Genomic DNA, 11,396 nt, shown 5'->3' on the forward strand with positions numbered 1-11,396 from the left:
AATTATCATTCCTTTACTGCTGATGCTGCAATACCTTGCTCTAAATAGCTTTGTCCTGCAAAAAATACTATTATAGCAGCTATTAATGTTACAGCAGATGCTGTAAATGCTATATCAGCATTTTCTAAAGTAATATTGGGTAAATAAATCGATAATGGCCATAATGCCTTATCTTTTAAGAATGTAAGTGGTTGTTCTATTAAATTCCAGTATTCTAAAAATTGTAATACTACTGCAGACATTATGCCTGGCATTCCTAAAGGAACACCTATCTTTGCAAAAATAACAAGTTCACTAGCCCCGTCTATTCTTGCAGATTCAATAATTGACTCTGGTATATTACAGAAGAATCGATACATTATAAATACTGAAAATGTAGAAAATATAGCTGGTAATATAATACTTGCATGACTGTCAAGTAAATGCATTGTATCTAATACTAAATAACTTGATAGCATAGTTACTTGGAATGGCATTAACATTACAACTATATAAATAGTAAATAATATTTTCTTAAATGGGAATTTATATCTAGCAAATCCCCAAGCTGCTGGAATTCCAAACAAAAGTTGTCCAGCTACAGAGAAAAATACTATTTTTACTGAATTCCAGAACATTACGAAAAACTCTGGAGTATCTAATAATAACTCTATATATGATTTTAGTGTTGGATAGCTAGGCAATAACCCCCAGCTTACAAATCCTTTTCCTTTTTCAGATAAAACTGGCCCTAAATAAGCTGTTAATTCATCTACTCCCATAAATGATCCTGCTAATAAAAATATAACTGGGAAACACATAAATATAGATATAGCAACTAATATAATAAATAATATCTTTTTCTTCATTGTATAAATCACCTCACTCTAATCTTGCTTTTCCCAAGCTCTTTGTAATAGCATAATTAAAACAAATATAACAATGGCCATAAGAACTGAAGCTGCTGCCATTTTATCAAACGATAATTCTCTAAACCAATTATTAAACAAATGTTGTAATAAGTACATACTCTTATCTGGATAATCACCAGCAACCAAGTATGCTTCTCTAAATACTTTAAAAGAATTAAGAAGTGATAAAACCGAAACTGTATATAAAGTAGGCTTTAAACAAGGCAATGTAATCTTCGTGAAACATTGTATGTTATTAGCACCATCAACTTTAGCAGATTCATATATTTCCTTAGATATAGAATTTAATCCTGCTAGCCATAAAATTATATTATAGCCAAGATTCTTCCATATATAACTAAATACTAATATCCAAAAAGCCCATCCTGTACTCATCCAATCTTGGCCAGCAATATTAAACTTATCTAAAAATCCACTTAAGAATCCATTTTGGTTAAAAACAATATTCCATATTAACACTACTGATGCAATTGGTACTGCCATTGGTATTAAAAATGCTGTTCTAAGTACCTTTGATGCTTCTGTAAATTTATTTAATGCAACTGCTAATAATAATGATAATGTTAATAATAACGGTATACATATAAGTACAAATCTTATTGTATTACTTGCGGCTAACTTAAAAGCTGCATTATTGAACACTTCAACATAGTTTTGTACTCCTGTGAATTCCCTTGAAATTGCACTTTGGAAAGATCTAATAAATACATCTAAGAAGGGAAGCAATGTAAAAATTGCTACCCCTATTAAACTTGGTAATACAAAATACAACCCTGTATATTTTGTCTTTCTCTTAATCTCTTCTTGTTCAACTTTTTTTGTCTTTGCTTTTCCTATTTTTTTTAATTGCTTTATTTTATTTTCTTTTAACTCTTCCATATTACTCCGATAAGTATAAATCCAAGTTATCTACAACTGTATTTATAGCATCCTCTAAAGATATTTCCCCTTGTGCATATGAATCAAATTGTTTTGCAACTTCTGTTAATAAAACCGTATTTACTGTAGTTCCAACATTTAAGCTTTCTATTTCACCTTTTAACTTACTTACATCTTCATCATTAGGTAATAATATATTTACTTCTTTTGAATTTCCAAATTCATCAGACCATCCCCATGTACCTTGAGTATAATGATTTGTTGCTTCATCAAGCTCTAATTCATATCCTTCTTCCTTCATCTTTTCGATAGAAAAGGCATCATTAAATTTATTTACATTTATACTAAATCCATCACTAGAATATCTATCATTAGAGTTACCATTAAGTAATGAAGTTACTATTTCTTTTGCTTGGTCTTTATTTTTTCCTTTTGCATTAATTCCAACTATGTTAGAAGGAATAAATATATTTTCTTCTCCTCTAGTTAAAACTTTATAACTAATTTCCGGAGAGTTATTTAATACAGTAACCATTGTTCCATAATCATAAGTTCCAGAAAGCCCACCCATAGCTAATGATGATGATCTATCAAATAAGAATGAATCTGCATAAATAGTTGGATTTAAATAATACTGTAAATCATATACTGCATATAGATCCTCATAATCTTCTTCACTATATTCTCCATCAACATCTTCATCAATGTACTCTTCACTATCAACACTCATATCAAAATCTTCACTATATTCCTCTAATTGTGAATACTTATCTTCCATAGTTTTCATATATGCTTCTTCATTAGTTTGAAGATAGCCATACATTTCATTAGCTTTTGTAAAGAAATTATTTAATGCTTCTTCATTTATTGTATTATCATCATTTAACCAATCATTACCGTATAAATAATATAATAAATAAACTAAAGATCTCGGACTAAAATAATTCTCAAATATCCTTTTATCTGTTTGTGTAGATAGTTTTTTAGTTAATTCAACTAATGAATTCAAATCTGAAACCGAATCTATATCTTCCTTATTACCTAGTAATATTGGATATTTAAAAGATGTTGGTATTTGATATATCTTTCCATCATTAGTATATGCATCAGCAATATTCTTAAAGATTGTTCCATCTTCAACTAAAGGATTTATTATATCACTCATATCTTCTAATAAACCTTTTTCTATATATGATTCTGCAGTTAATCCATCTAAAATTACGACATCTGGACCATTTCCAGCCATTATTTCTGTATTTAAAGTTTTAAGTGCATCTGATTGAGTTGTCCCATCACCATAATTTAATCCAATTTCATATTTAACATATGTATCTGGATGTTCTTTAGCATAGCTTGAAATAGCTTGTCTTATTGTATAATTTTCTAATAATGAGTAAACAACTAATTGATTTTCAGGAACTGAAGGAATATCTGGATCATAAGTATAATTAATAACTGATAATCCACTATTTGACCAATCACTAAATACAGCTAAGAAATTTTTTTCACCTTTTTCAACAAAGCCCATTAATTGACTTTCATTATCCCCAAAAGTAGAAATTGCACCATCTATAATCATATCTGCTTTTTCACTTTTCATATCATAAGCATATAAGCCTAAAGTCGTATAATAGTAAAGTGTATCTTTGCTTCCTGAATTAACAAAAGTCGGATAATAATTAGAATTTTCTCCTAAAGCCTCTTTTTCTAAAGCTTTTAAATTTCCTTTTTCTTTACCATTTGTAATATCATATTCAATAATTGCATCATATGAAGTTGTAATTAATGAATCTCCTACAAATACAAAATTATCTATATAATCGCTACCTTCATAAACATATTTTTCTTCAAATGTTTCTCCATCAAATTGAACAACTAACTCATTGTTACTACCAGCTGAGAAAAATACATCTCCATTAGGTGCACATTTAAAAGTATTATATCCCCATGACTCTTCACCATCATTATATGATTCAAGATCTAAATCAATATCAGTTATAGTTCCATCAGTTTCAATAACTGCATACTTAAATTCTGGCTCTTCATAGCTATAATCTCCCTCATTCATAATTTCACTATCTTCACCTTCAGTAGATAATGAATCATCAACCGCTCCTTCATCTTCTGATGGTTCAACATATGGATCAGCAAAATAATAAGACACTAAAATTCTTCCATCATTTAAATATCCAATATTATTTGTATATGTTTCCTTGCCTTCTTGTTTCGGCAATTCTATAGATTCATTTGTCCAAGTTTGTCCCCCATCTTCTGATATAAAAGCACTTTCTTTAGAAGTTTCTTCTGAATAACCAAACATTGCTATTCTTCCATCTTCTAATGTTGTTAGATTCTGAGCATATCCATTTGTTGGTGATTCATATCTTTCTTCAACATATCTTCCCATTGAAGATTTTCCGCTCCCCTTTGAACACCCTGTGATACCAACAGCTAATGTAAACGATAAGGTAATAGCCATTATTTTTTTTAAATTTTTCCCCATATTTGCCTCCAGTAAATTTTATTATTTTACATTTTATTCTATAATAACACTTTTTAATATATTTTAACATATTATTCTTTATTTTTAACATGCTAATAAATTTCTCTTTATTATTAGACTTCCACATTTACTAAAAAGTTCCATATAAATCTTATAATATAATAATTAATATTAAGTTAATTAAAACTTAATTTTTTCTTACAATTATTTTCAACAATTTATGAAAACAAAAAAAGCCAGCTTTCGCTAACTTTTATATTGCCCATTTTTTATTACCTGTAAATGAAACATTTAACCATTTATTATAATCAATATGCTTTATAGCATCATTTATTTCTTCTCTTACATTATCCATTTGATCTAAAGTTTTAAGCTTACTATCTTTATTATAAATAAAATCTATTTCAATTCTAAGTTCACGTCCAATTTTAGAAACTCTTGTTATAGATTCTTCAAAATTGTACTCTTCTTCAATTTCTTTAACTAATACATAAATATCATCATTTATTTCATCATCTGCTTTTACGCATATTACTTCTTTAAAACTCTCTATAAATCCTTTTAATGGAATTCTAATACAAATTAATGAAACAATTATTGTCATTCCTGGATCTATATATGGATTTAAGAAATTTAATTTAGTATTTGCTAATACCATTGCAACTAAAAACGCTACTAATACAGCTGCACTTAATGCTGTATCCATAAACCATTGAGTACATTCTGCTTTGATAAGTTCTGAAGATAATGCTTTTGCTTTTACTTTCATATAGTAAGAAATTCCCACACATCCTACAACCGATACAATCGAATATATAAGTGCTAATCCAAATTCTAAACTATTACCACCACTAGCTATTGTTTTTACAGCTTCAATTAATGAATATAAACACATAATTGCAATTATTAATGATTTTATAGAAATAACTATTGGTTCTAAAATATGTTTACCAAAAGGAAATTTTTCAAAATCTCTTTTAGCCATATATTTATTAATATATAAGGATATCATTGATAAAATTACGCTGATAAATGAATATAATCCATCGAATATAATCATATCAGAATCTATCGCTCATCCCCAAGCAATACCAAATAGTGCAAAGAATAACGCACCTACTACTGATATTTTTAATATTTTATTCTCTAGTTTCATTATTCTCACCTCTATTCATATATAAAATTCTAAATTTAAAAAACTAGATACTATTATAATACAGCAATCATGTCAATTTTGAAATGATTAAAATGCTATAAAATTGCAACTAATATATGCATTTTACTTCATTACATTTTTGGTAAATAGCTTAAATGTACCTATTTTATTATTAAAATGTACCTATTTTAATATTTTTTTAACATTTTATTATTATTTTTAGTTATTTTAAATCTAATTTGTTTTATATTTTGGTATTTTTACTTCATATATTTTTTATTATGATTCAAGATATTTTAATCATTATTACTACCACGTAACTATTTTTATTAGCCTCTTCAAATTAGTAGTTGATTATTACATTCCGCTTTCTAATATTACTACCTAGATTAATATTATATTTATATATAATATTAATCTGTTACATTGTACAAATTAAGTATATAATATCAATTGGAACTTATAGCTAATTATTTTTTTCTATATCAAAGTACCAAAAATAACATTAATTTAATAAAGGAGCTCATTTATAATGAAAGAATTATTTGATTTATTCTGGACCTTTTGTAAAATTGGAGCATTAACCTTTGGTGGAGGATATGCTATGCTCCCTTTAATCCAAAGAGAAATCGTCGAAAATAAAAAATGGTCCACTGAAAAAGAAATTCTTGATTACTACGCTGTTGGGCAATGCACTCCAGGCGTAATTGCAGTTAATACTGCAACTTTTATAGGATATAAACTGAAAGGAATTATAGGTGGCATTATAGCTACATTAGGTGTTGTATTTCCATCATTAATAATAATACTTATAATTGCAGCCTTTCTTCAAAACTTTGCTGACTTAGCCATAGTACAAAGTGCTTTTGCTGGCATTAGAGTTGCTGTTGTAGCATTAATTATAACCACAGTAGTAAAACTACTAAAATCATCAATTAAAGATTATTTATGTGCAATCGTAGCAATTTTAGCTTTTATCATTTCTGCATTTTTAGGTCTATCTCCTGTTTATGTAGTAATAGCTGCTGGGTTAACAGGATTTATTGCTAAAGGTTTAAGAGGTGAAAAGAAATGATATATTTAACTTTATTTTTAGAATTCTTTAAAGTTGGTTTATTTTCTGTAGGTGGTGGACTTGCAACAATTCCATTTCTATCAGAACTTGCTACAAAATACAATTGGTTTGATCAAAAAACTCTTATGGATATGATTGCAGTATCACAATCAACTCCTGGTGCTATTGGAGTTAACATGGCAACATTTGCAGGATTTAAGGCTTCTGGAATACTTGGAGGTATAATTGCTACATTAGGTCTTGTTACACCATCTGTAATAGTAATCATCATAGTCGCTCATTTCTTAAATAAATTTAAAGAAAGCCGAACTGTTGAATCTATATTTTACGGGTTAAGACCTGCTGTTGCAGCACTAATTGCGGCTGCTGGTTACGAAGTATTTAAAGTATCAATTTTAGCTTTTGATAAGTTTAACATAACACATAAAATAATAGATATAATCAATATTAAATCTACAATTTTATTAATTATATTATTATTCGCAATTACAAAATTCAAAAAACATCCTATTGTTTATATTGCTAGCGCAGCAGTAATTGGAATAATTTTTAAATTTTAAAAAATAACATTGTCCCTAATAAAACATATACTATATTAATTTTAATATAGTATGGTGGTGAATTTATGAAAGCCGATATCGTATGTGAAGGTGGTGGAGTAAAAGGAATTGCCTTATTAGGGGCAATTTATTATTTAGAGGAAAAAGGATATACATTTGAACATTTTGCTGGTACTTCAGCTGGTGCTATAGTAAGTTCATTATTAGCAGTTGGCTACACAGGAAAAGACTTAAAAAACATGTTACTAAACATAAATTTTACAGACTTCTATGAAAAAAACAAACTTACTCTTCTTCCCTTCATAGGTCCTACAGTTAGTCTATTTAAAAACAAAGGACTCTTCTCAGGAAATAACATAGAAGAATATCTCAATAATCTATACAAAGCAAAAGGAAAAACAAAATTTAAGGATATAGCCAAAAATGGTGAAAGTCCTCTTAAAGTTATAGCTTCAGATATTACAAATAAAAGACTTATAGTATTACCTGATGATTTAAAGGATTATAATATAGACCCAATGGAATTTAATATTGCTAAAGCTGTAAGAATGAGTATTAGCCTTCCTTTTTACTTCAATCCAGTTATATTAAAAAATGGAAAAGAAGCAAGTTATATTGTGGATGGTGGAATACTAAGCAATTTTCCTATATGGCTTTTTGATGTTGAAGGCACTCCTAAATGGCCTACATTTGGATTAAAACTTCTTAGTGATAATGATTTAAAGAAAAATCATCCTAATAATAGTAATTTAATAACTTACTCTTGTGATCTTATTGACACTATATTAGCCAATAGCGATGAAGCATTTTTAAATAATAAGGATTCTGTTAGAACAATAAAAATACGAACCTATAACATAGGCACAATTGATTTTGCTATATCAAAAGATCAATACTTAACACTATTTAATTCTGGATATAAATGTGCTAAAGAATTCCTTGCCAAATGGAACTTTGACTCTTATATCTCTAGATACAGAAGCGACAATAGAGGTCACTATTATTATTAAAATTTATATTTATCTAATAAACTACAATAATTTAGTTAATTGTTGTAGTTTATTTCTCAATATTTATATATAGAGAAAATATTTTTTATAACCTCCTCTACTAAATGATCATATTATATAAATAAAATTACTTATCAGGAGATTAATATGACCTCTATTATCCTATATGGATTATCCATTTTTTTATTAGTTTTATCCTTTATAAAAGATAAACCTAAAACAAAGAAGGCATTAATTAGTGCATTAAAATCCTTTGAAAATATTATGCCTCAATTTCTTTTTATTGTAGTTACTGTTGGTATATTACTGGCTTTTCTTAGTGCTGATACAATTTCAAAAATCATAGGTGCGAATTCTGGATTTTTAGGTATAATTCTTTCAGCAATTCTAGGTTCAATTACAATGATGCCAACTTTCGTGGCTTTTTCACTTGGTAATACCTTACTGTCAAGCGGTGCTGGATATGCACAAGTTGGTACTTTAGTATCAACACTTGTTCTTGTTGGTTTAATGACGTATCCACTTGAATCGAAATATATAGGCAAGAGAGCTGCTTTTCTTAGAAATTTCATAGGATTTATTTTTTCAATAATAGTAGGACTTTTATTAGGAAGGATTATGATGATTATATGAAATTTTTGATTAAATTTATAAAACGATACAGATCATTTTTTATTTCTTTAATTTTTCTCATTATAATTTCATTTTTTAGTTATAACGTATTTTTAAAGGTAATTAATAGTGTAACATCAAACATACTACAAATGCTATCAGTACTACCTCCTATAATGCTAATGCTTGGATTAATGGATGTATGGGTTCCAAGAGAAAAACTTATGAAATATATGGGCAATAAATCTGGAGTTATTGGAATAATTCTAGCAATGCTAATTGGCTCTGTAGCAGCAGGTCCAATGTATGCTTCATTTCCATTTACAGCTGTCTTAATAAAGAAAGGTGCAAAGTTCTCAAATGTAATAATTTTTATGAATGCTTGGTGTTTGACTAAAATCTCAACATTACTATTTGAGTTTTCTGCATTAGGTTTAAAATTTACCTTAGTTCGATTAATTATAGATATCCCTGGAGTTCTGATTATGAGCTACTTCGTTAGTTTATTAACCCCTAAAAATGAGCTTGAAAAAATATATAACGAAAAATAAGCACATAGATTAACTTATCTATGTGCCTACATTTATTTATATATATCCGAAAACTCTATAGAACATTTTTCTACTTTTGATTTTGTTAAATCTATACTTTTTACATTCTCAGTAGCTACGGTTTTCTTTGGAAGACTAATTATAAATTTACTCCCCTCATTTACCTTACTTTCTACCCACACTCTACCTTCATGCATTTCTACAAGTGATCCTACTAATGATAATCCTATTCCACTTCCATTAAAGTTTCTTGTAAGCTTATTGTCAATTTGTTCATATCTTTCAAAAATCTTGTTAATTTTTTCCTCTGGAATCCCTATTCCAGTATCTGAAACCGTTATATATACATTTTCTTTATCTGAATAAATATTAACTGATATTTTTCCATCAGCTTCCGTATATTTAATTGCATTAGATAATAAATTCAATATTATTCTTTCAATTTTATCCGGATCACATGCTATTATCTCTTCTTCAACTTCAGTATCAAATACAAGTTCAATTCCTTTATTATTAACATATTCTAAAACGGACATCGTTATATCTTCTACCACACTAACAATATTATAGTTTCCTAGCTCAATATCATAATACCCATAGTCGATTTTACTTATATCAATAATATTATTAACTAATCTAAGAAGTCTATAACAGTTTTGTTTAATTGAATTCATATATCTATCTAAATTGGCACCTTCAATTGAAATTATACTTTTATTTTCAATATTTTTATTTATTACTTGCATTGTAGCTAAAATAATATTTAATGGTGTCTTAAATTCATGTGATATATTTGAAAAGAATTGACTTTTTATACTTTCTAATTCAATTGCTTTTTCATAAGCTATTTTTTCTTCCATAATTTGTTTTTTCTCAGTTATATCCCTAGCTGTAAGTATATATACTTCACTTTCTTCAACATATCTACAATTACTTTCTATCCATCTATAACTTTCATCCTTGCATTTAAATCTAAGCTCTAATCCCTTAATTCCGTTTTTAATATTTGAATTTCTTATATATGATAAAACTTTAAATACATCATCTTCATGAACAAAATTGCTCCACTCTGATAAAGTAAGTTCTTCTTCACTCCATCCTAAAAGTTCTTTGCAACACTTACTTACTTTTTTAACTTTCTTGTCAGTACCTATAATAGCCATAAGATCAACTGATATTTCAAAAAAATATTCTAGTTGGTCATTTCTATCTAATCCTAAAAGATCTTGCATAATCTCTCGATACCCCCCGTACCATCCTCAATACTTCTTAATATTTACTAATATACCCTCTTTAAAACTTTCTAAATACATTATACATATATTTACTTTTTTCTTCAACCTTTTTTTACCAATCAGCTTATTTTTTTCTTTTTTTATGTATTTTTATTAATATAAATAATAATTAAAATTTAATTTCCATATTTTTTAATAATTAAATATTTTATTTTATTGAATAAAATTAATACTATTTTATTTTATTGTTCTTATAACTCCTGCGCAATTTCCCACTTTTCATGTTTCTTATACATATTTACTTTATTAATCTATTATTAATCCATATTTGTTAGCTATATCAACATATTTCATTAATACATGCTCCTCTTTATAAAATATAGGAAACCTCTTATTGTAGTTACCCCATATAGTGCACTCTTCTTTAGTAAAATATATACTTGAAAATAATATTTCATTTGAATTCAATCTACTTATAAAAGGAACACTGTCTAGAGTCAAGTAATAATAAATTCCACCAGTTGTATTCTTCTCTTTAAATGACTCTATAAATTTCCTATCATCTACACTTACCATCTCTACTAGTTTAACCTTGTCTTCTTCAGACAAAGAATTATAATAAAAGTCAACATAAGAACTATTAAGTCCATTTAACTTTACAGCTTCTTCTAAAAAGCAAATCATTCCCCTTTCAAAATTTTCCTCATTTATTGCACTTATTGTTTTATTCTTATATCTATTAAACCCCTCAGTAATATTATTAAATTTAATTTCAACTTCTTTTTTAAAAACATTTTCTTTAACTGAAATAAGCATTTTTCATCACCTTATATTTTCTAATATTTATATTAATATTATATTTATAATTTTACATATATACATTATTAAAAACTTTTTTTATCAT

General features: G+C 27.2%; 11 protein-coding genes. 5 read left to right on the plus strand and 6 right to left on the minus strand.

The features are described from left to right. Positions 1 to 5: 5 nt before the first annotated feature. The 4 genes from TY07_RS08120 to TY07_RS08135 form a co-directional block, all read right to left on the minus strand. Positions 6 to 848 (minus strand): carbohydrate ABC transporter permease, encoded by an 843-nt coding sequence (locus TY07_RS08120; RefSeq protein ID WP_042397889.1) that lies wholly within the window; start codon positions 846 to 848, stop codon positions 6 to 8. Between the two features lie 18 nt (positions 849 to 866). Continuing rightward, positions 867 to 1,790 carry a carbohydrate ABC transporter permease gene (locus TY07_RS08125; protein ID WP_078061312.1) on the minus strand — a complete coding sequence of 308 codons (924 nt, stop codon included), beginning with the start codon at positions 1,788 to 1,790 and terminating at the stop codon, positions 867 to 869. A 1-nt stretch (position 1,791) separates the two neighbouring features. Next, on the minus strand, positions 1,792 to 4,293 hold the full coding sequence (locus TY07_RS08130; RefSeq protein WP_042397892.1) for an ABC transporter substrate-binding protein: 2,502 nt from the start codon (positions 4,291 to 4,293) through the stop codon (positions 1,792 to 1,794). A gap of 253 nt (positions 4,294 to 4,546) precedes the next feature. Continuing rightward, entirely contained in the window at positions 4,547 to 5,353 is an 807-nt protein-coding gene (locus TY07_RS08135; RefSeq protein ID WP_042397895.1) for a cation diffusion facilitator family transporter, read from the minus strand. A gap of 628 nt (positions 5,354 to 5,981) precedes the next feature. Between TY07_RS08135 and TY07_RS08140 the strand changes: the two genes are divergently transcribed. The 5 genes from TY07_RS08140 (at position 5,982) to TY07_RS08160 (ending at position 9,257) form a co-directional block, all read left to right on the plus strand. Then, the gene (locus TY07_RS08140; protein ID WP_042397896.1) at positions 5,982 to 6,524 is read left to right on the plus strand and encodes a chromate transporter; all 543 of its coding nucleotides are present in this window, start codon (positions 5,982 to 5,984) and stop codon (positions 6,522 to 6,524) included. After that, on the plus strand, positions 6,521 to 7,084 hold the full coding sequence (locus TY07_RS08145; protein WP_042397900.1) for a chromate transporter: 564 nt from the start codon (positions 6,521 to 6,523) through the stop codon (positions 7,082 to 7,084). The genes TY07_RS08140 and TY07_RS08145 overlap by 4 nt, the downstream gene beginning before the upstream one ends. Positions 7,085 to 7,149: 65 nt before the next feature. Then, positions 7,150 to 8,094 (plus strand): patatin-like phospholipase family protein, encoded by a 945-nt coding sequence (locus TY07_RS08150; RefSeq protein WP_042397902.1) that lies wholly within the window; start codon positions 7,150 to 7,152, stop codon positions 8,092 to 8,094. Between the two features lie 147 nt (positions 8,095 to 8,241). Further along, a complete protein-coding gene (locus TY07_RS08155; protein WP_042397904.1) occupies positions 8,242 to 8,727 on the plus strand; it encodes a hypothetical protein in 486 nt (161 codons plus the stop codon). An 8-nt stretch (positions 8,728 to 8,735) separates the two neighbouring features. After that, positions 8,736 to 9,257 carry a permease gene (locus tag TY07_RS08160; protein WP_042397929.1) on the plus strand — a complete coding sequence of 174 codons (522 nt, stop codon included), beginning with the start codon at positions 8,736 to 8,738 and terminating at the stop codon, positions 9,255 to 9,257. Between the two features lie 32 nt (positions 9,258 to 9,289). On the opposite strand, the gene TY07_RS08165 is transcribed toward TY07_RS08160, so the two are convergent. After that, positions 9,290 to 10,489 carry a PAS domain-containing sensor histidine kinase gene (locus TY07_RS08165; RefSeq protein WP_052330650.1) on the minus strand — a complete coding sequence of 400 codons (1,200 nt, stop codon included), beginning with the start codon at positions 10,487 to 10,489 and terminating at the stop codon, positions 9,290 to 9,292. A gap of 309 nt (positions 10,490 to 10,798) precedes the next feature. Beyond that, on the minus strand, positions 10,799 to 11,308 hold the full coding sequence (locus TY07_RS08170; protein WP_042397907.1) for a hypothetical protein: 510 nt from the start codon (positions 11,306 to 11,308) through the stop codon (positions 10,799 to 10,801). Between the last annotated feature and the right edge of the window lie 88 nt (positions 11,309 to 11,396).

Origin of the sequence: Clostridium saudiense, assembly GCF_000577815.1 — a bacterium.
Lineage (GTDB): Bacteria > Bacillota > Clostridia > Clostridiales > Clostridiaceae > Clostridium > Clostridium saudiense.